Raw genomic sequence first — 21,113 nt, forward strand, 5'->3', positions numbered from 1 at the left:
GGGCGGCACACGGTGTGTCACGGGCCCGGCCGCGATCCAGCTCGCCCTGCAGCGGCGCTGAGCGTCTCTGACCGGCCGCTCTGCCGGGACGGACAGCGAAGGCGCCTGCCGTGGCGCCCGTCACGCGGTCGCGGCGTGCACGGCCGACGGACGCGGGTGCATACTGGCACTACGTGCTCCGGGGTCGGTGTAATTCCGAGCCGGCGGTTACAGTCCGCGACCCGACCGCATCCAGCGGCCGGTTGACCTGGTGAAATTCCGGGACCGACGGTGAAAGTCCGGATGGGAGGCAGCACGAAACAGGCCGTCGTGGCCTGGGCCGTCGGCATCGTCCGTCCGGGTCCGGACCACGTGGGCGTGTGGAGTCACCCCGGAGTTCGTCCGTGCCACGACGAACGACCAAGGACGAACACCACATGCAGGCTCTTGCTCTGGCCGACGAGACGAAGAACGTCTTCCAACAGGCCATCGACGCCACCATCCCGATCGGGCCGTACCAGCTGCACTGGCTCGAGCTGATCGGCGTCCTCATCGGGCTCGCCTCCGCCTACCTCGGCATGCGCCGGTGGGTCTGGGCCTGGCCGGTGGGGATCCTCGCGAACATCATGCTGTTCTTCGTCTACCTGGGTGCCGTCTTCGGGGCGGACGAGCGCATCCCGCTCTTCGGTCAGGCCGGCCGGCAGGTCTTCTTCATCATCACGAGCATCTACGGCTGGTGGCGCTGGTCGCAGGTCCGCCGGCTCAACCACGCTGACGACTCGAGCGGTGTGGCGATCACGCCCCGCTGGGCCACGAGCCGTGAGCGCGTCGCCGTCGTCGTCTTCTGGCTCGTCGGCACGGTCGTCGTGCACCAGGTCTTCGTCTGGCTGTGGAACCTTTCGCCGAACCCGTTCTTCACGCCCGAGTGGTGGTTCTACTGGTGCGACGCCTGGATCTTCGTCGGCTCGATCGTCGCGACCTACGCGATGGCGCGCGGCTGGAACGAGTTCTGGCTCGCGTGGATCGCCGTCGACCTCGTCGGCGTGCCGTTCGCCTTCGCGACCGACTACGTGCCGACCGGTGTGCTCTACACGTTCTACGGCCTCTTCGTCATCTACGGCTTCACCCAGTGGGTCAAGGTGTCACGGGTCGCCGAACGCGACGTCGAGCCGCAGCTGACCGGGACGTCGAGCTGACCCATGGGTGACACGGCCGCCCCGGCCTGGATGCGACGAGCCCTCCGGCTCGCCGCGTCCGGGCCGTGGCCCGACCCCAACCCGCGGGTCGGCTGCGTCATCGTCGCTGCCGACGGCGCCCTCGTCGTCGGAGAGGGTCACCACCACGGAGCCGGCACGCCGCACGCGGAGATCGAGGCGCTGAGGTCGGCCGGCCCCGCGGCCCGGGGCGCGACCGCCTACGTGACGCTCGAGCCGTGCTCGCACACCGGCCGCACCGGCCCCTGCGCCGAGGCGCTCGTCGAGGCCGGCGTGGCGCGGGTCGTCTTCGCGCAGTCGGATCCCAACCCGGACGCGGCGGGAGGCGCCGAGGTGCTGCACGCCGCCGGCATCCACGTGACCGGAGGTGTGCTCGCCGACGAGGCGGCCGCCCTCAACGACCGCTGGGCTCGCTGCGTGGCCCTCGGCCGGCCGCTCGTCACGTGGAAGCTCGCCACGACCCTCGACGGCAGGAGCGCCGCGGCCGACGGCAGCAGCCAGTGGATCACGGGAGAGGCAGCGCGCGCCGACGTCCACGGGCTGCGCGCCACCCGTGACGCCGTCCTCGTCGGCACGGGCACCGTGCTCGCCGACGACCCCCGTCTCACGGTGCGTATGCCGGGTGGCGGGCTCGCGCCGCAGCAGCCCCTTCGCGTCGTCATGGGAGAGCGTGGACTTCCGGCCGGAGCGCGCCTCCACGACGCTCCGGGGGAGGTGCTGCACCTGACCACTCGCGACCCCAACGAGGCACTGGAACGCTTGTGGCACAACGGAATCCGTGATGTCTGGCTCGAGGGAGGCCCTACGCTCGCCGCGGCGTTCCTGCGCGCCGGTCTCGTCGACGACGTCTACGCCTACGTCGCCCCGGCGCTGCTCGGCTCGGGCCGGGCCGCCGTGGCCGACCTCGGCATCACCTCCATCGCAGACGTCCGACGCCTTGATCTCGTCGACGTGACGGTCGTCGGGGGAGACGTCCGCATCCACGCCGGCGCCCACCCGCGAGTGCCCGCAGAACCCTGAGGAGACAGCCATGTTCACCGGAATCGTCGAGGAGCTCGGCACCGTCGCCGCCATCGAGCACGGCGCCGACTCGGCCGTGCTGCGCATCGACGGACCCCTCGTCGTCAGCGACGCCACCCACGGCGCCTCCATCTCCGTCAACGGCGTCTGCCTCACGGTGACCGAGCACGACTCCTCCGGCTTCACGGTCGACGTCATGGCCGAGACCCTCGCCCGCAGCAGTCTCGGGGCCCTGGCCCCCGGTGACCGCGTCAACCTCGAACGCGCCATGCCGGCCGACGGCCGCTTCGGTGGTCACGTCGTGCAGGGCCACGTCGACGGGACTGCCACCATCACCTCGCGAACGCCCGGGGACCGTTGGGAGACGGTCGACTTCACGCTCCCAGCGGGCCTGGCGGCATACGTGGTCGAGAAGGGCTCGATCACCGTGGACGGGGTCTCGCTCACCGTCGCCCACGTCGGCGACGGGGTGTTCGGCGTCTCGCTCATCCCCACGACGCTCGACCTGACGACCCTGGGGCACAAGGGGGTCGGTGACGTCGTCAACCTCGAGGTCGACGTCATCGCGAAGTACGTCGAGCGACTGCTCAGCCACCGCCAGCCCGACCGACAGACCGACCGACAGACCGACCGACAGACCGACCGACAGACCGACCGGCAGGAGGTCGAGTCATGACCACCCTCTCCACCGTCGAGGAGGCCCTCGAGGCGCTGCAGGCGGGCCGTCCCGTCCTCGTGCTCGACGACGAGGACCGCGAGAACGAGGGCGACCTGGTCCTCGCGGCCGAGACCGCCACCGAGGACTGGATGGCGTGGACCATCCGGCACTCGTCCGGCTACCTCTGCGCGCCGATGCCCGACGAGATCGCCGACCGGCTCGAGCTGCCGCTCATGGTCGCCGAGAACCGCGACCCGCTGCGGACCGCCTACACCGTCTCCGTCGATGCCGCGTCAGGGGTCACCACGGGCATCAGCGCGGCGGACCGCCTGCACACCGTCCGGATGCTCGCCGACGTCGACTCGACGCCCGCCGACCTCATCCGGCCCGGGCACATCCTGCCGCTGCGCGCCCGCCACGGAGGCGTGCTGACCCGTCCCGGCCACACCGAGGCGGCGGTCGACCTGACCCGGCTGGCGGGCCTGTCGCCGGTCGGCGTCATCGGTGAGCTCGTCCACGACGACGGCACGATGATGCGCTTCGACGCCGTGGTCGGGCTCGGCAGCGAGTTCGGCCTGCCCGTCATCACCATCGAGCAGCTCATCGACCACCGGCAGCGCCTGGACCGGGTCGAACGCCTCGCGACCACCCGCATCCCGACGGTGCACGGCACGTTCACGGCCCACGGCTACCGCGACACCCTGACCGGCGACGAGCACGTCGCCCTCGTCAGCCCGCGGGGGCTGCAGGGCCGCGGCCGGAGCGGACCCGTCGTCACGCGCCTGCACTCCGAGTGCCTGACCGGCGACGCGTTCGGGTCGCTGCGCTGCGACTGTGGGCCCCAGCTCCAGGCGTCCCTCGCGCGCGTCGGGCGCGACGGTGGCGTCGTCGTGTACCTCGGCGGTCACGAGGGCCGGGGCGTGGGGCTCGTCGACAAGCTCCGGGCCTACTCCGAGCAGGACGGCGGCGCCGACACCGTCGATGCCCAGACGGCTCTCGGCCTGCCCGTCGACGCGCGGGAGTACGCCGCCGGTGCGGCGATCCTGCACGACCTCGGTGCGACGCAGGTCGTCCTCCTGACGAACAACCCCAACAAGGTCTCGTCGCTGCGCCAGCTCGGGCTCGACGTCGTCGCGGTCGAGCGGCTCCACGGACCGATGGGCGCGGACAACGAGCAGTACCTCACGACCAAGCGCGAGCGCATGGGTCACGACATCCCGGTCCCGACCGACCGGCACGGCAAGGAGACGGCATGAAGGACGGCGCCCCCACCATCAGCACCGACGGCACCGGGCTGCGGGTCGCCGTCGTCGCGGCGAGCTGGCACGAGCAGGTCATGGACGGCCTCCTCGACGGCGCGCGTCGTGGCCTCGCCGACGCCGGGGTCACGCACGTCGACGTCGTCCGCGTCCCCGGGACGTTCGAGCTGCCGGTCGCGTGCGCGACCCTCGCCCACCGCTACGACGCGCTCGTCGCCCTGGGGGTCGTCATCCGCGGTGGCACGCCACACTTCGACTACGTCTGCCAGGCCGCGACGGTCGGCATCACCGACGTCTCGGTGCGCACGAGCACGCCGATCGGTTTCGGCGTGCTCACGTGCGACGACGAGGCCCAGGCGCTCGACCGCGCCGGGCTGCCCGACTCCGCCGAGGACAAGGGCCACGAGGCCGCGTCCGCGGCCGTGGCGACCGTCGTCGCCCTCCGCGGCGTCGCCACGACGTGAGCACCGTCCGGGACACGGCTGTGCGGCCCGTAGGCTGGGGCACCGTGAAGAGCTTTGAGCAGCTGTATGCCGAGCTGGCCGAGAAGGCGCAGACGCGACCCGAGGGTTCGGGCACCGTCGCGCAGCTCGACGCCGGCGTCCACGCGATCGGCAAGAAGATCGTCGAGGAGGCGGCCGAGGTGTGGATGGCCGCCGAGTACCAGTCGAACGACGAGGCCGCCGAGGAGATCAGCCAGCTCCTCTACCACCTGCAGGTCCTCATGCTCGCCAAGGGCATCTCGCTCGACGACGTCTACTCCCACCTCTGAGGACTGTTCACTCCATGCTGCGAATCGCCGTGCCCAACAAGGGCTCTCTCTCCGACGCGACCGTCGAGCTGCTGCGCGAGGCGGGCTACCGCGTGCGCCGTGACACCAAGGAGCTCGTCGTCGCGGACGCCGAGAACGACGTCGAGTTCTTCTACCTGCGCCCCCGCGACATCGCGGTCTACGTCGGCTCCGGCACGGTCGACGGGGGCGTCACCGGTCGTGACCTGCTGCTCGACTCGGGCTCGAGCGCCGTCGAGGTCATGTCGCTCGGCTTCGGCGCCTCGACCTTCCGGTATGCCGGCAAGCCCGGCCACGTGGGCACCGTCGACGACATCGCGGGCAAGCGGGTCGCCACGTCCTATGCCGGCCTGGTGCGTTCCGACCTCGCCGCCCGTGGGCTCTCGGCGGAGGTCGTGCGCCTCGACGGCGCGGTCGAGACGGCCATCACCCTCGGGGTGGCCGACTGCATCGCCGACGTCGTCGAGACCGGGACGACCCTGCGCCAGCAGGGCCTCGAGGTGTTCGGCGAGCCGATCCTGCAGTCCGAGGCCGTCCTCATCCGCGGCGACCGCCCCGGCGAGGACCAGGCCATCGAGGTGCTCCAGCGGCGCATCGCCGGCGTCATCACGGCCCGCACGTACGTCATGCTCGACTACGACTGCCCGAAGGACCTCGTCGACCGGGCCTGCCGGCTGACGCCGGGCCTCGAGTCGCCCACGGTCTCGCCGATGCAGGACGAGGCGTGGGTCGCCGTGCGCGCCATGGTGCCTCGCATCGGGCGCAACCGACTCATGGACGAGCTCTACGACCTCGGCGCGCGGGCGATCCTCGTGACCGACATCGCCGCCTGCCGGCTGTGACGCACGACGGGGATGACGGACGTGAACCGATGACGCAGCAGCCCTCGTCCCAGCCGGAGCACGACCCGGCCGCCGACTCGGCCGCGTGGGCCCCTTTCCGCCCCCATCGCGGCCGGGCGGTCGCGCTCGGCGCGGTCTGGTCCTCGCTCGCCCTCTTCGGCATCATCGCCGTCGTCATGCCGGCGCAGGTCGACGGTCGGTGGGGGCTCGGCGACCGCATCATGTTCTTCGGTCTCGGCGTCGTCATCGCCTTCCTCGCGTGGCGGTACGCGTCGATCCGCGCGGTGCCGAGCCCGGCCGGGCTCGTCGTGCGCAACCTCGTGCTCACCCGGACGCTCGAGTGGCCCGAGGTCGTCGGCATCCAGTTCGGCGGGGGAGAGCCCTGGGTCACCCTCGACCTCGAGGACGGCGACACCGTGGCGGTCATGGCGATCCAGAAGGCCGATGGTCCGCTCGCCGGCCGGGAGGCCTCCCGTCTCGCGGCGCTCGTCCAGGCGTTCGGCGAGGCGCGTGAGCCCGGTCCGCGCCAGGACCCGGCATGACGGCTGGACCGACGGGGCCGACGGGGCCGACGGGGCCGACGGGTGAGCCGACGGGTGAGCCGACGCCGGAGCGGATGCGCCACGCGCTCGGCCACTTCGCCACGGGGGTGACGATCGTGACCGGGTTCGCCCAGGGCGGTGAGCCCGTCGGCTTCGCCTGCCAGTCGTTCGCGTCGGTCTCCCTGCACCCGCCGCTCGTGCTCTTCTGCGCCGACCACCGTGGCCGGTCGTGGCCGCGCATGCGGGACGACGGCCGCTTCACCGTCAACGTGCTCGGACACGAGCAGCGCGACCTCATCGCGCGCTTCGGCTCGGCCGGCGGCGCCCGTTTCGACTCCCTCGACTGGGAGCCGTCGCAGCACGGTGGCCCGAGCCTTCCCGGTGTGCTCGTGCGCGTGCACTGCTCGGTCGAGCAGGTGCACGTCGCGGGGGACCACGATGTCGTCGTCGGCCGCGTCCTCGATCTCGAGGACGGCGAGTCGGGCCGGCCAATGCTCTTCTACCGGGGACGTCTCACGGTCACCGAGCGGCGGACGTCCGCCGCGACCGAGGAGGGTCCCGCGGCGATCGACGACTACTGGGGCTGAGCCGGCGAGGCCGTCGCCCGGGAGTCCGTGCCGTCGACGAGGCCGTCCCACGACCACTGCGGCACGGTCAGGCCGTCGGGCACCTCGTCGGCCGACCCGTGGTAGGTGCTCATGTAGCCCACCGCCCAGCCGAAGTACGCGACGAGGGCGTCGCGCACCTCCGGGTCGTCCGCGAGGCCGGCGTCCTCGACGGCCCGCTCGAAGCACGCGAGCGCCCGCTCGTCCATGTCGTGGTGCGGGCCGTTGCCCGAGTGCATCCGCACGACCGCCGACTCGCTCGCCACGGACCCGGAGTAGGTGGGAGGGCCGCCGAGCGCCTCGGCCCAGTACGCCGCGAGCCGTGCGGTGTGGTCGGGGTGGTAGCCGTGCGAGAAGGCGTGCGACACGACGGGGTCGACGAGGACGCGCTCGTGCCAGGCGTGCGCGAGGGCGACGAGTGCGGGCATCCCGCCGACGGCGTCGTAGATGGTCCGGGTCACCGTCGCAGGCTCCCATCCCGCGGGCGACGCGACAAGGCCTCGGGACCGGCTGGGTCCCGAGGCCCCGCTGTCAGCGGAAGTGGATGAAGTTCGACGGCCAGGAGGAGCTGCCTCGCTCGAGGATGCGCCGACCGCTCATCGACGTGTAGGTTGCTCCGAGCACCGTTCCGCCGTAACCGCTCTCGGAGATCGCGACGGTGTCGCCGTCTGCGCTGACCCAGTCCACGTACGCGACGTGGTTGGAGTTCCACTGGGCGATGTCGCCGACGCGGGGCTTCTGGTCCACGGCGAAGCCCTTGGCCCGGGCGTTCGTGTCCCAGTTCGTCGCGTTGCCGAGGTTGCCGGGGTTCTTCACCCCGTCACGCGAGAGGCGGTACGCGGAGAAGTTCGTGCAGTTGTTGCCCCACGGGTCGACGGGGTAGTTCCACGCGCGCTGCCCGTAGTAGCCGAACCGCTCGATGCAGTCCTGGGTCGCACGGGAGTAGCACTTCCAGCCCGTGGGCGCCGGTCCGCCGGTGATGGCCCACGTGACGGTCGTGGCGCGGTAGATCGCGACGTTGGCGTTCCCGAGCACGCGCACGACCGACCCGCTCCCGCTCGTCCCGGTGGACCACAGCGTCACCCCGCGCGAGTTGCGCACGACGAAGTTGCCGTCGGTCTGCATCGTGGCGGTGCTGCCCGCGCCCGTCGTGAAGGTCGCCCACTCGCGCACGCCGGCGGCAGAGGCCAGCACGAGGTTGCCGTCGGTGCGCATCGTCAGCTGCCACGCCTTGCTCGTCGACAGGATCGACTCGCCGGAGCGCAGCACCTGTCCCGGCAGCATCCGGTCGTAGCGGTAGCCGCGGTGGTCCCAGACCGTCGTCGTGCCCTGCCGCACCTGGAGCAGGCCGTCGTTGGTCAGGGTGAGCAGCCCGCCGGTCCACCCGTTGGTACCGCTCGACCACGCGACGCTGCCGTCGGTGCGGGTCATGACGACGTTGCCGTCGGCCCGGACCGAGAGGCGGTTGCCGGCGCCCGGGGTGGCGCTCGTCCAGCGCCGGACGCCCGCAGAGGTCGTGACGACGAGGTTGCCGTCCGCCTGCATGGTGGCGAGGTAGGCCCCCGTGGACGACCGCAGCGCCGTGCCGGAGGAGAGCCACTGCCCGGGCTGCAGCGTCGCCCCGGCGACGTAGGTGAAGCCGTCGGTGCGCACGACGGTGCCGGCGCGCGTCGTAAGGCGGATCGGGATCGCGCCGGTCGCGATCCTGGCCGGGACCACGGCGGTCACCTGGGTGGCAGAGACCCGGGTGAACGAGGTCGCCGCGACTCCGTTGAAGAGGACGTTGCGCACGTCGGTGAACGACGTGCCCCGCAGGGTGACCACCGTGCCACCGGCCAGCGGCCCCGAGGAGGGCGAGACCGAGGCAACGACGGGCGGGTCCTGGAAGGTGAAACGGCCCGCCGGCACCACGAGGGAGATGCCACCGGGAGTCGTGACGCGCACGTCGACGTCACCCTCGGCGTGAACCGGCAGGGTGACCCGCAGCTGGGTCGCCGAGAGGCGCGTCACCGCGGTGGCGGCGACGCCGCCGAACGTCACGGACGAGACGCGGTCGTATGCCGTCCCGGTGAGGACGACGGTGCCGCCGCCCTTCGTGGGTGCCAGGGTCGGGGAGACGGAGGTGACGGTCGGCACGGCCTGGTACGTGAACTGGCCCGCCACGACGGCAGGCGAGGTGCCGCCGGGGGTGGTGACCCGGACGTCGACCGTGCCGACTCCCTGGGCGGGCGCGGTGATCCGCAGTGTGGTGTCGGAGACCCGGACGATCCCGGTCCCGGCCACGCCGCCGAAGTCCACGCCCGTCGCGAGGCCGAGGCGGGTGCCGGTGACGGTGACGACGACGCCGCCGCGCAGCGGGCCCGCCGGGATCGACAGGGCGGACACGGCGGGCACCCCGACGTAGGTGAACCGGCCGCCCGCGGACTCCGGGCTCGTACCGTTGGGATTGGTGACGCGTACGGACACCGTCCCCTCGGCCTGCGGCGGAGCGGTGACCCGGAGGCTGGTGTCCGAGACGCGCACGAGGCCGGTGGCCGCGACGGCGCCGAAGCGCACCGAGGTGGCGTCGGACAGGTGGGCGCCGGTGATCGTCACGACCGTGCCGCCGCGGAGCGGGCCTGCCGTGGCGGACAGTGCGCTGACGACCGGAGGCGAGCCGTAGGCGAAGCGGGCGCCGACCCCGGCGGCCGAGGTTCCGCCCGGAGTGGTGACCTGGACGTCGACGGGTCCGGAGGCATGGCGCGGCGTCGTGGCGCGCAGCGTAGTCGCCGAGACCCGGACGACGTTGGTCGCCGCGACCGTGCCGAAGCGGACGGCGGTCGCCCGGCTCAGACCGGTGCCGGTCAGCGTCACGACCGTGCCACCGGACGGTGGGCCGGTCTGGGGCGAGAGGGACGTGATGGCCGGGACCGGGTCGAACGCGAAGGTGCTCGACGTGTGCTGGGGCGACGTGCCGTACGGGGTCGTCACGGTGACGGCGACGAGCCCGGCCGCGTGGGCGGGTGTCGTGGCCCGGATGCTCGTGGCCGACAGGAGGCTGAAGCGCGCTGCCGTGCCGCCGAAGTCGACCCGGGTCGCGCCCGTGAACCGCGTGCCGGTGAGCGTGACGACGGTGCCACCACGGACGGGTCCGGCCGTGGTCGACAGCGACGTGACGGCCGGGGGTGCCTGGTAGCCGTAACGGGCACGTGAGGTCACGGCCGAGGTGCCGCCCGGGGTGGTCACGCGCACGTCGACGCTTCCCACGGGGCGTGCCGGGGTCGTGACCCGGAGCGTGGTCGCCGAGACCCGCACGACCTTCGTGGTGGCCGACGAGCCGAACGCGACGCTCGTGGCCCGGTTGAGGCCGGTGCCCGTCAGGGTCACGGTGGCTCCACCAGCCGTGGGGCCGGTGGCGGGAGAGATGCCAGTGAGGGTCGGAACCGCTTCGTAGGCAAAGCTGTTCGCGGAGTAGCCGGACGAGAGGCCGGCCGCTGTCCGGACCCGCACGTTGACGAGGCCGGCCACACGGGCCGGGGAGGTGGCGCGCACCTGGGTCGCGGAGAGCACCGTGAAGCGGGCCGTCGTCGCGCCGAAGGTCACCGCGGTGGCACCCGTGAACCGGGTGCCCGTCAGGGTCACGACCGTGCCGCCGCTCAGTGGACCGGCGGCGACGGAGAGGCCCGTCACCGCCGGCGGGGTGATGACGGGAGGAGCGGTGTAGGTGAAGCGCGTGGCGGAGGACACCGGCGAGGTGCCGCCCGGCGTCGTGGCGCGGACGTCGACGGTGCCTGCTGCGTGCGCCGGGACCGTGACGCGGACCTGCGTCGCCGACAGGCGGGTGAGGCCCGTCGCGGGGGTGGCGCCGAAGAGCACGGCGCTCGTGCGGTAGAGCCCGGTGCCGGTCAGCGTCACGGTGGTGCCGCCGCGCGTCGTGGCGGTGCGGGACGACAGGGTGGACACGGTCGGGACGGCGTCGAAGGCGAAGCTGGCGCGGGACGAGATGGGCGACGTCCCGGCGGGGGTGGTGACCCGGACGCTGGCCACGCCGACGGGGTGGGCCGGGGTGACGACCCGGACGCGGGTGCTCGAGACCTTCGTGATGCGGGTGACGGCGGTCGAGCCGAACCAGGCCGTCGTCGTCGCGCCCACGCCCGTGCCCGACAGCTCGACCGTCGTGCCACCTCGGGTCGGGCCCGCCACGACGGAGAGGCTGACGGCCGTGGGGGCGGTGCCGGTGACGGCGGCGAGGGACGGCGCAGCCACGGCGGTGACGGAGGCGGCGGACGCCGTCGGCGCGGTCGCGAGGCCCGGCACCGCGGCGAGGAGGGCCGCGACGACGAGGCCGGAGAGCAGGCGCGCGGTCGTCCTGCGGTCGACGTCGGGGTCTCGCTCGGGCAGCGGGGTGGGGCGGGGCAGCATTCGTCCGTCTCCTTGCAGTCAGCACGTCCGGCGAGCATTCTGCACAGGCAAATCGCCCCTTGTACGCCGTTTCGCCCTAATTGGCTCGTCCCAGGCGCACCACGAGCCCCAGATGTGGGGGTCGGGAGTCGAACGACCGGCCCGGTCCCGGCGTCACCAAACCCTCACGCGCGCACCGCGCTGTGCTCACTCCACGCGGCGCAGGTCGGGCCGCAGACGCTGGACGACGAAGAGCTGGACCACCCCGATCGCGGCGAGGATGCCCCACACGAGCGACAGGCTCCCGGTGACGTCGCGCACGAGCCCCATCGCCAGCGGTCCGATCGAGGCGAGGCCGTAGGAGATGAGGAAGGCCATGCCGGTCAGGCGCCCGCTCGCCTCGGGGGTGCGGGCGTAGCGCACGAGGAGCACGAGCGCGAGGGAGAAGGCCGCGCCCTGACCGAGCCCGGTGACGACCGCCCACACCCAGGGCGCCGTGAGGGGCGACAACCAGATGCCGAGGGAGCCGATGGTCCCGAGCACCGCGGCCGGCCACAGGAGACGGCGCATGTCGCGGGTCCGGTCGCTGACGACGGGGCCGAGCAGGCCGGAGACGATCTGGGCACCGCTGAAGACCGCCGCGAGGTAGCCGGCGGACCCCCGCGACCATCCGTGCTCGACGTACGTCGGGGCGAGCCACGTGACGGCCGAGTAGAAGCACCACGACTGCAGGGTGAGGTATCCGGCGACGAGCCAGGCCGTCGGGTGCCGCCACGGCAGCCGACCGGGACCCTCCTCGTCGGGGGTGTGGTGCGGGTTGGCCCGGAGGGTGAACGGGGCCCAGGCGAGGGCGCCGACGAGGGCGACGACCGACCACGACCCGAGCGAGCCCTGCCAGCTTCCGAGGCGGTCGGCGAGCGGCACGGCGACCGCCGAGCTGAGGGCCGCCCCACCCATCATCGCGAGCATGTAGAGGCCCGTGACGAGACCCGTGCGCTCGGGCGGGAAGAAGGTCTTGACGAGTCTCGGCAGCAGGGTGCCGGCGACGGCGATCCCGACACCGCAGAGGAACGTCCCGGCGTAGAGCACGACGACGTGCTCGCCGGCGAAGCGGCTGGCCGTGCCGACGAGGATGCTGATGACCGCCCCGAGGACCGCGGCGGCCGCGCCCGTGTGGTGGGCGATCCGGCTCGCGACCGGCGCGAAGAGGCCCATGCAGAGGACCGGCAGGGTCGTGAGCGCCCCGGCCGCGGCGTGGCTGAGACCGAGGTCGGCGGAGATGGCGTCGAGCAGCGGTGGGACGCTCGTGATCGCGATCCGGAGGTTCGCGGCGACGGCGACGAGCGCGAGCGCCATGACCCAGACGGGCGGAAGGGGGCAGAGCGGTCGGTCTCGTCGAAGCACCATCAGAGACTAGATGTGTCGAGGACGAGGTCAGCGCGCTCCCTCGTCGCGTCGGCGGTGAAGAGCGCCGACTCCTGGTCGGCCCAGCGCTGCCACTGGGGTCGGTAGGCCTCACCGTCACGGTCGATCCCGCGGCGCATCCGCAACGCGGTGTCGGCGTCCACGAAGACGGACACGGCGGCATACTCCCCAGCGGGCGCCACGCTGGAGCCGCACCCCTCGACGACGAGGAAGCGGCACGGCGGCACGTCGCGCGTGCCCGACCACTGCTCGCGGACCCAGCTCCACAGCCGGTAGGTCGCCCGCTCGCCGCGCGCCAGCGGCTCGAGCACCTGCGCCGTGAGCAGCCCGGGTGCCTGGGCCAGCCCGTCCCAGCCCGGGTAGAGGTGGTCCATGTGCACGACGGCCACGGGGCCCCGTGGCGCCAGGGCGAGCTCGATGCCGCGGGCCAGCGTCGTCTTCCCGGCGCCGCTCGGCCCGTCGAGGGCGATGACCACGACGTCACCGCAGCGGGGCTCCGCCGCGAGCGCGAGGGACACGACGGCGGCGACGTGCTCCTCGCGCGGCGGTCGCGTCACCTCGTCCCACATGGGCGCGACCCTACCGACCCGTGACCGTCCCCCGGGCTGCCCTAGATTTGTCGTATGCCGGTCGCCACGAGAGTCATCGCCTGTCTCGACGTCGACGCGGGGCGCGTCGTCAAGGGCGTCAACTTCGAGAACCTCCGTGACGCCGGCGACCCCGTCGAGCTCGCGAAGCTCTACGACGACCAGGGCGTCGACGAGCTGACCTTCCTCGACGTCACGGCGAGCAGCGGTGACCGGGAGACCACCTACGACGTCGTGCGTCGGACGGCCGAGCAGGTCTTCATCCCGCTCACCGTCGGGGGTGGCGTGCGCACCGTCGACGACGTCGACCGCCTCCTGCGCGCCGGCGCCGACAAGGTGGGGGTCAACACCGCCGCCCTCGCCCGACCCGAGCTGGTCTCCGAGATCGCGGCCCGGTTCGGCGCACAGGTGCTCGTCCTGTCGGCCGACGTCCGCCGGCGCCTCGGTGACGACGGGAGGCCCACCGACGACTTCGTCATGACGACGCACGGAGGGCGCACCCCGGTCGACCTCGACGCCGTCGAGTGGTGCGCGCGGGCTGCGGAGCTCGGGGCGGGCGAGATCCTGCTCAACTCGATGGACGCCGACGGCACGAAGGACGGCTTCGACCTCGAGCTGATCCGGCGGGTGCGCGCGGCCGTGTCGGTGCCCGTCATCGCGAGCGGGGGCGCCGGACGGGTCGAGCACTTCGCGCCCGCGGTCGCCGCCGGGGCGGACGCCGTCCTCGCCGCGAGCGTCTTCCACTTCCGCGAGCTCACCGTCGGCGACGTCAAGGACGCGCTGCGCGCAGCCGGTGTGACGGTCCGCTGAGGGCGGGCGCCCCCGGGCCAGAGGATCAGCTGATGCCGAGGTCGGTCCTCTGGAGGGCCGCGATGTCGTCGGCGTCGCCCTCGAACTCGACGCGCGCCACGCTCTTGCGCCCGTACGCGTAGAGCACGAGCTCGGCGGGCGTCCCGCGGAGCACGACGGTGCCGTGCTCGTCGGGCAGCTTGGCAGCGTGCCGGCCCTGGCCCTCGGCGATGAGGACGATCCCGGTGGGCGCCTTCCGGAACATCAGACGTGCCGAGCGCTTGAGCGCCGACCAGAGCTTGCCCGACAGCTGGGGCGACAGCTCGCGCGGCTCCCACCCGGGCTGGGCGCGGCGCGCGTCCTCGTGGTGGACGAAGAACTCGATGAGGTTGGTCACCTCGTCGACCTTCGGGTGCGCCATGGGGTTCCACATCGGGGCGCCGCGGCGGACGCGGTCGACGAGCGCCGTGTAGTCGCCGTGCGCGATCTTGCCCTGCTCCTTCTCGAGGTGACCCGCGAGGAACGGGACGAAGCGTCCGGCCGTCAGGTCGGGCCGGTGCTCGCGGACCAGCAGGTGGGCCGCCAGGTCACGCGTGTCCCACCCCTCGCACAACGTCGGCTCGTCGGGGCCGAGCCGGTCGAGCTCGTCGCAGAGCTGGAGGCGTTCGGACTGGGCGTGTCGCGTCATGGCCCCATCCTCTCAGGGCGCGGCGCCGCCCGAATCCGGTGGCACCCGGCCGGGCCGGGTCCCTAGGGTCGGACGGTGATCGAGCTCGTGCGCCCCACCGTCGACCTGTCCGACTCGTGGTGGGAGATGGTGGACGACTTCGCCGGCGAGACCATCCACGGCTCGAGCTACCGCGCGGCGGACCGCGAGGTGCTGCGTGTCCCGGACACCTTCGAGGAGTGGGTCGACTGGCTCGGCCGGATGGAGCGGCCCGACGCGGCCCTCCCGGAGGGACGCGTGGCGTCGACGAACCGGTGGGTCGTCCGTGACGGTCGCGTCGTCGGCACGATCGCCGTCCGCCACGCGCTCACCGCGTCCCTCCTCGTCGAGGGCGGACACATCGGGTATGCCGTCTCGCCGGCGTTCCGGCGCCAGGGGATCGCCAGCGCGGCGCTGGGTCTCGGGCTGGGGCTTGCCGCGTCCCGCGGCATCGACCCGGTCCTCGTGACGTGCGACGCGACGAACACCGCGTCCGCGCGGACCATCACGTCGTGCGGCGGCATCCTCGAGGACGAGCGGGACGGGGTCCTGCGGCACTGGGTCCGGACCGGCGCGCCGGCGCAGCCGATCGGTCCGGCGCCCATCGAGACCCGCGAGGCCCGGCTCGTGCCCATCACGTCCGAGGAGGCCGCGGCGATGCGGGCGGGGGAGAGGCGCGACGGGTGGGCCGAGGGCTACCCGCGCGAGGACGACCTCGACGCCGTCGGGATGCTGACGTCCCACCCCGACGCGTGGTCACCGCGCCACATCGTCCGGAGGTCCGACGGGCGGGCCGTCGGCTCGATCGGCTGCTTCGGGCCACCAGAGGCGGGCGTCGTCGAGGTCGGCTACGGGCTCGTCGAGCAGGCCCGGGGAGGGGGTCTGATGACCGACGTCCTGTCGGGGATGGTGCGCTCGCTCGAGGCCGCCGGGCTGTCCGTGACCGCTCACACCGAGCCCGGCAACGTCGCCAGCCACCGGGTCCTCGCGCGTCTCGGGTTCGAGCGCGCCGACGATCCGGGGGACGCGGGCGCGGAGTGGTTCTGGGCGAGACGGCCGGATGCCAGAGGTGTCGGTGACGCGTGAGAGGCTGAGGGGTCGACCACAGAGCACGTCACCAGGGGAGCAGCACACCGTGAACGTCCCGCCCACCTCGACCCTTCGGGAGGGTCTCGCCGTCATCGGTCGGGGCATCAAGGGCCAGCCCCGCTGGTTCGCCCTCGCCGTGGTCGGCAGCGTCGTCTACGGCGTCATGACGAGCCTCACGGCCGCGGCCATCGGCTTCGTCGTGGAGCGGGCCGTCGCGCCCGCGATCGCGGCCGGCCACGTCACCGCGTCCCAGCTGTGGTTCATCGGGGGCGTCATGGCGGCGGTCGTGCTCACGACGATAGTCGGGGTCATCGGCCGCCGCATCGCCGGCGGCGTCGCCATGTACAACCTCGGCGCGATGTACCGCCGACAGGTCACCCGCCAGTACCTCCGGCTGCCGCTCAGTTGGCACCACCGGCACCCATCCGGCCAGCTGCTCTCCAACGCCAACGCCGACGTCGAGGCGACGTGGAACATCTTCGCGCCGCTGCCGATGGCTCTCGGCGTCGTCGTCATGCTCGTCTTCGGCATCGTCCAGATGGTCATCGTCGACCCGTGGCTCGCGCTCGTGGGGCTCACGGTCTTCCCCATGCTCTTCCTGGCCAACGTCGCCTTCCAGCGGGCCATGTCGCCGCGCGTCACCCGGGCCCAGCAGCTGCGTGCCGACGTCTCGGAGGTCGCCCACGAGAGCTTCGAGGCCGCCCTCATCGTCAAGTCGCTCGGGCGAGAGGACCACGAGGCCGAGCGCTTCCGCGTCGTCACCCACGAGCTGCGCGACGCCAACATCGAGGTCGGCCGCACGCGGGGCCGCTTCGACCCCGCGATCGAGGCCATCCCGACCATCGGCACGCTCGCGGTGCTCTTCGTCGGCACCCTGCGGGTGAGCAGCGGACAGCTCACGGCGGCCCAGGTCGTGCAGATCGCCTACCTCTTCTCGATCCTCGCCTTCCCCGTCCGTGCCCTCGGCTGGGTCCTGGCCGAGCTGCCGCGCGCCGTCGTCGGCTGGAAGCGCGTCTCTGCCGTCCTGGACGCCACGGGCAGCATGACCTTCGGCGACCGCGCGCTGCCCTCCGGTGCCGCCAGCCACCTGCAGGCCGAGCGCCTCGCGTACGCCTACGAGATCGAGTCCGAGACGGGCGAGCCGGACCTCAACCCCGCGGTCGTCGACGTCACGCTCGACGTCGCGCCCGGCGCCACCGTCGCGATCGTCGGTCCCACCGGCAGCGGCAAGTCGACACTGACCAACCTCGTCATGCGGCTCGTCGACCCCGACTCGGGAGCCGTCCTCGTCGACGACGTCGACCTGCGCGAGGTTCGCCGTGGAGGCGTCAGCGACGTCGCCGCGCTCGTCGCGCAGCAGACGTTCATGTTCGACGACAGCGTGCGCGGCAACATCACCCTCGGCGCCGAGCGCGACGACGAGAGCGTCTGGCGTGCGCTGGACGTCGCACAGGGCGCCGGCTTCGTCGAGCGGCTGCCCGACGGCCTCGACACCCATGTCGGCGAACGCGGCGCGAGCCTCTCCGGTGGGCAGCGCCAGCGCATCGCCCTGGCCCGTGCCGTGATCCGTGAGCCGCAGCTGCTCATCCTCGACGACGCCACGTCGGCCGTCGACCCCAGCGTCGAGCAGGCCATCCTCGCCCGTCTTCGCGAGGCGAGCTCGGGCACGACGGTCCTCGTCGTCGCCTACCGCATGGCCACGATCCTGCTCGCCGACGAGGTCGTCTACATGGAGGGCGGTCGCGTCGTCGACCACGGCTCCCACGCCGCGCTGCTGGGCCGGTGCGTTGGCTACGAGCGGCTCGTCACGGCATACGCCCGCGAGGCCGCGGAGCGCGAGGCCATCGCGGCCGCAGAGGAGTACGACGAGCACGGGCGCGGTGCCGACGCGGCCGAGGAGGTCTCCCGATGAGCATGCGGTCCCAGGTCCTCGTCGAGCACCACGGTGTCGCGACGGGCAAGGAGATGACGACGTGGCAGACCCTCCGTCGCGGTGTCGAGCTCTCGCCCGAGCTGCGCAAGGGCATCTGGGTCACGGTGCTCCTCGCCGTGCTCTCGACCCTCGGTCGGGTGCTCGTGCCGTTCGTCGTCCAGCGGATCACCGACAACGGCATCCTCGCCGAGGGTGGTCCGGACACGCAGCTCGTGGCCGTCTACATCGGCATCGCCCTCGTCGGTGTCGCCGTGACGGCGGTGTCCGCCTACTTCGTCAACATCCGACTCTTCCGTTCGTCCGAGAACGGCTTGGCGACATTGCGCCTCAAGGCGTTCCGCCACATCCACGACCTCGCGATGCTCACCCAGAACACCGAACGTCGAGGGTCGCTCGTCTCGCGCGTGACCTCGGACGTCGACACGATCTCGATGTTCGTGCAGTTCGGCGGGCTCATGCTGCTCATCAACATCGCGCAGATCACGCTGGCGACCGTCCTCATGGTGGTCTACAGCCCGCTGCTCGGCCTCGTCGTGTGGCTCTGCTTCGTGCCGCTCTTCGTCATCATCCGCAAGTTCCAGGGCATCGTCGGGCGCGCGTACACCAAGGTCCGTGAGCGTGTCGGCGACATGCTCGGCGCGATCTCCGAGGCCGTCGTCGGGGCCCAGGCCATCCGCGCCTACGGCGTCGAGGACCGCACGGCGGAGCGGATCGACGCCGCCGTCGAGGCGCACCGCAAGGCCGCGATCGGCGCCCAGGCCCGCTCGGTCGTGGCGTTCACCTCCGGTCAGCTCGTCTCCGGGCTCACCACGGCGGTCGTCCTCGTCGTCGGCACCGTCCTCGCGGCCGGTGGCAGCCTGACCCTGGGCGAGCTGCTCGCCTTCCTCTTCCTCGTCAACCTCTTCACCCAGCCGGTGCAGCAGGCCACCGAGATCCTCAACGAGATGCAGAACGCCGTCGCCGGATGGCGCCGGGTCATCGGCATCATCGACACGCCGGCCGACGTCTCCGACCCCGGCGACGCGGGCGTCACGCTCCCGCGCGGGCCGATCACCGTGCAGTTCAACGAGGTCGGGTTCGCCTACCCCGGGGGCGCGCCCGTGCTCCACGACATCGACCTCACCATCGCGCCGCGCAGCCGCGTCGCCATCGTCGGCGAGACCGGCTCGGGCAAGTCGACCCTCGCCAAGCTGCTCACGCGGCTCATGGACTCGAGCAGCGGCCACGTCCTGCTCGACGGGGTCGACCTGCGCACGATCCGCTTCTCGTCCCTGCGGTCCCGCGTCGTGCTCGTCCCCCAGGAGGGGTTCCTCTTCGACGGCACCCTGCTCGACAACGTCCGCTTCGGACGGCCGCAGGCGAGCGAGCAGGACGTGCGGCTCACCCTCACCGAGCTCGGCCTCGACCCGTGGGTCGAGACCCTGCCGCTCGGCCTGGCGACCGACGTCGGCCAACGCGGGGAGTCGCTCTCGGCCGGAGAGCGCCAGCTCGTGGCGCTGGCCCGTGCCTACCTCGCCGATCCCGACCTGCTCGTCCTCGACGAGGCGACGTCGGCCGTCGACCCGAGCACGGAGGTGCGGATCCAGCGTGCCCTCGACTCGCTGACCCGCGGCCGCACCTCCATCGCGATCGCGCACCGGCTCTCGACGGCCCAGGCGGCCGACGAGGTGATCGTCGTCGACGCCGGCCGCATCGTCGAGCGCGGCCACCACACGGAGCTCGTCCGCCTCGGTGGTGTCTACTCGAAGCTCCACGAGTCGTGGGTCGCACAGCAGCAGGCGGTCTGACCGCTCCTACGCGCCGAGCCGCTCGACGAGCGAGGCGATCGCCGTAGCCACGACGGCGGGCTCCGTGACGAAGGCCAGGTGCGAGCCCGCGAGGTCTGCGACGGGCCAGTCGTGGCGCACGGCGACGGCGCGCTCGTCCGCGTAGGTGTCGCCGAAGGCGATGTAGGCGTTGGGCCGTTCCACCCAGCCGGGCGGCACCGTCACGACGGTGTCGACGTAGTCGAGGGACAGGCGCGGGCACTGCGCGTCCACCGCGGCGAAGAGGTCCGCGGGCAGGACCTCGTCGAGGTCGCTGCGCGGCCACCACCGGGTCCAGGGCGGTAGCTGTCCCTCGGCGTCGGCGAGCTCGCCCAGCCACGCGCGGAACGGAGCCGGAGCGAGCGCGCAGGACCCGGCGGCCGGCGGCAGCGCAGCGTCCATGAACACGACCGGAGCGGTCGCCCCGCCGGCCGCGCGGACGAGCGGTGCGAGGTAGCCGGCGTTGCTGTGTGCGACGAGGACCGTGCCCGGTCCGACGAGGCGCGCCCACCGCCGGACGAGGTCGAGCGCCCCCTGACCCGCGTCGAGCCCGGCCGGTGCGACGGAGGCGCCCAGGCCTCGGTGGTCGAGGGCGTCGCGCAGGCCGTCGTGGACCGAGTCCGGGAGCAGAGGGCTCGGGAGCAAAAGCACGGTCCGGGCTGCCGGGTCGGTCGCCATCCGCCGATCGTAGGACCGGACCGGGCCGTCGGCGGGTGGACCGGGCCGCTGGCGGGTGGACCGGGCCATCGGCGGCGTGGACCGGACCGGGCCGTCGGCGGGTGGACCGGGCCATCGGCGGCGTGGACCGGACCGGGCCGTCGGCGGGATGGACCGTCCCGGCACAATGGGCAGGTGACCGACGCCCTCGACCCGATCCCCGACCCCACCAGCCTCGACCCGCAGATCGCCGAGCTGCTCAAGCGCGACGAGCACGGCCTCGTCGCCGCCGTGGTGCAGCAGCACGACACGGGCGACGTACTCATGGTCGGCTGGATGGACGACGAGGCCCTGCGCCGCACGCTGGTGGAGGGTCGGGTGACCTTCTGGTCGCGCAGCCGGCAGGAGTACTGGCGCAAGGGCGACACGAGCGGCCACGTCCAGTGGGTCAAAGGCGTCCGCCTCGACTGCGACGGTGACGCCCTTCTCGTCACCGTCGACCAGGTCGGTGCGGCCTGCCACACCGGGGACCGCACGTGCTTCGACGCGCGCGTGCTCCCCGCCACCGTCGGCGAGCCCACCCCCACCCCCTGACGCAAACTCGAGTGAGCGCCCCGTCCCACTCGAGTGAGCGCCCCGTCCCACTCGAGTGAGCGCGTGGTCCCACTCGAACGAGCGCTGCGCCCCACGATTCTGTGACCGGGCGCTCACTCGACTGTAGTTACGCGCTCACTCGACTGTGGTTGCGCGCTCACTCGACTGTGGTTGCGCGCTCACTCGAGGTGGTGGGGGAGCGCCGGGGGCCTGATCGAAGGGTGAGGCGGGGACACGGC

Annotated in this window: 20 protein-coding genes and 1 riboswitch; of the genes, 14 read left to right on the forward strand and 6 right to left on the reverse strand. The window is 72.7% G+C overall.

Annotated elements, in window-relative coordinates; translation table 11 throughout:
- Window positions 1–169 precede the first annotated feature (169 nt).
- Window positions 170–300, forward strand: a riboswitch (FMN riboswitch).
- A gap of 116 nt (window positions 301–416) precedes the next feature.
- The 9 genes from pnuC to H283_RS0113310 are packed head-to-tail and all read left to right on the forward strand — an operon-like array spanning window position 417 to window position 6,891.
- Window positions 417–1,175 carry a nicotinamide riboside transporter PnuC gene (pnuC, locus tag H283_RS0113270; protein ID WP_020144009.1) on the forward strand — a complete coding sequence of 253 codons (759 nt, stop codon included), beginning with the start codon at window positions 417–419 and terminating at the stop codon, window positions 1,173–1,175.
- A 3-nt stretch (window positions 1,176–1,178) separates the two neighbouring features.
- A complete protein-coding gene (ribD, locus tag H283_RS0113275) occupies window positions 1,179–2,213 on the forward strand; it encodes a bifunctional diaminohydroxyphosphoribosylaminopyrimidine deaminase/5-amino-6-(5-phosphoribosylamino)uracil reductase RibD (RefSeq protein WP_020144010.1) in 1,035 nt (344 codons plus the stop codon).
- Window positions 2,214–2,223: 10 nt separating this feature from the next.
- Window positions 2,224–2,889, forward strand: coding sequence for a riboflavin synthase (locus tag H283_RS0113280; protein ID WP_020144011.1), 666 nt, complete (start codon window positions 2,224–2,226; stop codon window positions 2,887–2,889).
- Window positions 2,886–4,127, forward strand: a complete 1,242-nt coding sequence (gene ribB / locus H283_RS0113285) for a 3,4-dihydroxy-2-butanone-4-phosphate synthase (protein ID WP_020144012.1) — start codon at window positions 2,886–2,888, stop codon at window positions 4,125–4,127. The genes H283_RS0113280 and ribB overlap by 4 nt, the downstream gene beginning before the upstream one ends.
- On the forward strand, window positions 4,124–4,594 hold the full coding sequence (gene ribH / locus H283_RS0113290) for a 6,7-dimethyl-8-ribityllumazine synthase (RefSeq protein WP_020144013.1): 471 nt from the start codon (window positions 4,124–4,126) through the stop codon (window positions 4,592–4,594). The genes ribB and ribH overlap by 4 nt, the downstream gene beginning before the upstream one ends.
- Before the next feature lie 44 nt (window positions 4,595–4,638).
- Window positions 4,639–4,902: a phosphoribosyl-ATP diphosphatase gene (locus H283_RS0113295; protein ID WP_028785574.1), complete on the forward strand. Its 264-nt coding sequence runs from the start codon at window positions 4,639–4,641 to the stop codon at window positions 4,900–4,902.
- 14 nt (window positions 4,903–4,916) lie between these two features.
- A complete protein-coding gene (gene hisG, locus H283_RS0113300) occupies window positions 4,917–5,762 on the forward strand; it encodes an ATP phosphoribosyltransferase (protein ID WP_020144015.1) in 846 nt (281 codons plus the stop codon).
- A 29-nt stretch (window positions 5,763–5,791) separates the two neighbouring features.
- Complete coding sequence (locus tag H283_RS0113305; protein ID WP_020144016.1) at window positions 5,792–6,304, forward strand: PH domain-containing protein; 513 nt, start codon at window positions 5,792–5,794, stop codon at window positions 6,302–6,304.
- Complete coding sequence (locus H283_RS0113310) at window positions 6,301–6,891, forward strand: flavin reductase family protein (protein ID WP_020144017.1); 591 nt, start codon at window positions 6,301–6,303, stop codon at window positions 6,889–6,891. Before H283_RS0113305 ends, H283_RS0113310 begins: the two co-directional genes overlap by 4 nt.
- Here the strand turns inward: H283_RS0113310 and H283_RS0113315 are convergent.
- From H283_RS0113315 to H283_RS0113330, 4 genes are all read right to left on the reverse strand, one after another.
- Window positions 6,879–7,370, reverse strand: a complete 492-nt coding sequence (locus H283_RS0113315) for a group II truncated hemoglobin (protein WP_020144018.1) — start codon at window positions 7,368–7,370, stop codon at window positions 6,879–6,881. The two genes, H283_RS0113310 and H283_RS0113315, sit on opposite strands and share 13 nt — an antisense overlap.
- A gap of 70 nt (window positions 7,371–7,440) precedes the next feature.
- Window positions 7,441–11,310, reverse strand: a complete 3,870-nt coding sequence (locus H283_RS26730; RefSeq protein ID WP_051103640.1) for an IPT/TIG domain-containing protein — start codon at window positions 11,308–11,310, stop codon at window positions 7,441–7,443.
- Window positions 11,311–11,496: 186 nt separating this feature from the next.
- The gene (locus tag H283_RS0113325) at window positions 11,497–12,696 is read right to left on the reverse strand and encodes a CynX/NimT family MFS transporter (protein WP_043649456.1); all 1,200 of its coding nucleotides are present in this window, start codon (window positions 12,694–12,696) and stop codon (window positions 11,497–11,499) included.
- Window positions 12,696–13,283 (reverse strand): uridine kinase, encoded by a 588-nt coding sequence (locus H283_RS0113330; RefSeq protein ID WP_020144020.1) that lies wholly within the window; start codon window positions 13,281–13,283, stop codon window positions 12,696–12,698. The genes H283_RS0113325 and H283_RS0113330 overlap by 1 nt, the downstream gene beginning before the upstream one ends.
- Before the next feature lie 54 nt (window positions 13,284–13,337).
- Between H283_RS0113330 and hisF the strand changes: the two genes are divergently transcribed.
- Window positions 13,338–14,111, forward strand: a complete 774-nt coding sequence (gene hisF / locus H283_RS0113335) for an imidazole glycerol phosphate synthase subunit HisF (RefSeq protein ID WP_020144021.1) — start codon at window positions 13,338–13,340, stop codon at window positions 14,109–14,111.
- A 25-nt stretch (window positions 14,112–14,136) separates the two neighbouring features.
- Here hisF and H283_RS0113340 read toward each other — a convergent pair whose 3' ends face one another.
- On the reverse strand, window positions 14,137–14,778 hold the full coding sequence (locus tag H283_RS0113340; protein ID WP_020144022.1) for a TIGR03085 family metal-binding protein: 642 nt from the start codon (window positions 14,776–14,778) through the stop codon (window positions 14,137–14,139).
- A gap of 75 nt (window positions 14,779–14,853) precedes the next feature.
- On the opposite strand from H283_RS0113340, the gene H283_RS27780 reads away from it, so the two are divergent.
- Genes H283_RS27780 through H283_RS0113360 form a run of 3 tightly spaced genes read left to right on the forward strand, consistent with a single transcriptional unit; the run spans window position 14,854 to window position 19,605 of the window.
- A complete protein-coding gene (locus H283_RS27780) occupies window positions 14,854–15,882 on the forward strand; it encodes a GNAT family N-acetyltransferase (RefSeq protein ID WP_020144023.1) in 1,029 nt (342 codons plus the stop codon).
- 49 nt (window positions 15,883–15,931) lie between these two features.
- Entirely contained in the window at window positions 15,932–17,797 is a 1,866-nt protein-coding gene (locus H283_RS0113355; RefSeq protein ID WP_020144024.1) for an ABC transporter ATP-binding protein, read from the forward strand.
- Window positions 17,794–19,605 (forward strand): ABC transporter ATP-binding protein, encoded by a 1,812-nt coding sequence (locus H283_RS0113360; RefSeq protein ID WP_020144025.1) that lies wholly within the window; start codon window positions 17,794–17,796, stop codon window positions 19,603–19,605. Before H283_RS0113355 ends, H283_RS0113360 begins: the two co-directional genes overlap by 4 nt.
- Before the next feature lie 6 nt (window positions 19,606–19,611).
- Here H283_RS0113360 and H283_RS25145 read toward each other — a convergent pair whose 3' ends face one another.
- Window positions 19,612–20,301, reverse strand: a complete 690-nt coding sequence (locus H283_RS25145; protein WP_020144026.1) for a hypothetical protein — start codon at window positions 20,299–20,301, stop codon at window positions 19,612–19,614.
- Between the two features lie 174 nt (window positions 20,302–20,475).
- On the opposite strand from H283_RS25145, the gene hisI reads away from it, so the two are divergent.
- Window positions 20,476–20,874: a phosphoribosyl-AMP cyclohydrolase gene (gene hisI / locus H283_RS0113370; RefSeq protein WP_020144027.1), complete on the forward strand. Its 399-nt coding sequence runs from the start codon at window positions 20,476–20,478 to the stop codon at window positions 20,872–20,874.
- Window positions 20,875–21,113 lie beyond the last annotated feature (239 nt).

Source organism: Terracoccus sp. 273MFTsu3.1, assembly GCF_000383675.1.
GTDB lineage: Bacteria > Actinomycetota > Actinomycetes > Actinomycetales > Dermatophilaceae > Terrabacter.

Coding starts and splice junctions, on each gene's coding strand:
- H283_RS0113360 (WP_020144025.1), top strand. CDS start 17,794: ATGAGCATGCGGTCCCAGGTCCTCGTCGAGCACCACGGTGTCGCGACG.
- hisF (WP_020144021.1), top strand. CDS start 13,338: ATGCCGGTCGCCACGAGAGTCATCGCCTGTCTCGACGTCGACGCGGGG.
- H283_RS26730 (WP_051103640.1), bottom strand. CDS start 11,310: ATGCTGCCCCGCCCCACCCCGCTGCCCGAGCGAGACCCCGACGTCGAC.
- H283_RS0113310 (WP_020144017.1), top strand. CDS start 6,301: ATGACGGCTGGACCGACGGGGCCGACGGGGCCGACGGGGCCGACGGGT.
- ribB (WP_020144012.1), top strand. CDS start 2,886: ATGACCACCCTCTCCACCGTCGAGGAGGCCCTCGAGGCGCTGCAGGCG.
- hisG (WP_020144015.1), top strand. CDS start 4,917: ATGCTGCGAATCGCCGTGCCCAACAAGGGCTCTCTCTCCGACGCGACC.
- H283_RS25145 (WP_020144026.1), bottom strand. CDS start 20,301: ATGGCGACCGACCCGGCAGCCCGGACCGTGCTTTTGCTCCCGAGCCCT.
- H283_RS0113305 (WP_020144016.1), top strand. CDS start 5,792: ATGACGCAGCAGCCCTCGTCCCAGCCGGAGCACGACCCGGCCGCCGAC.
- ribH (WP_020144013.1), top strand. CDS start 4,124: ATGAAGGACGGCGCCCCCACCATCAGCACCGACGGCACCGGGCTGCGG.
- H283_RS0113280 (WP_020144011.1), top strand. CDS start 2,224: ATGTTCACCGGAATCGTCGAGGAGCTCGGCACCGTCGCCGCCATCGAG.
- H283_RS0113330 (WP_020144020.1), bottom strand. CDS start 13,283: ATGTGGGACGAGGTGACGCGACCGCCGCGCGAGGAGCACGTCGCCGCC.
- ribD (WP_020144010.1), top strand. CDS start 1,179: ATGGGTGACACGGCCGCCCCGGCCTGGATGCGACGAGCCCTCCGGCTC.
- H283_RS0113340 (WP_020144022.1), bottom strand. CDS start 14,778: ATGACGCGACACGCCCAGTCCGAACGCCTCCAGCTCTGCGACGAGCTC.
- H283_RS0113325 (WP_043649456.1), bottom strand. CDS start 12,696: ATGGTGCTTCGACGAGACCGACCGCTCTGCCCCCTTCCGCCCGTCTGG.
- pnuC (WP_020144009.1), top strand. CDS start 417: ATGCAGGCTCTTGCTCTGGCCGACGAGACGAAGAACGTCTTCCAACAG.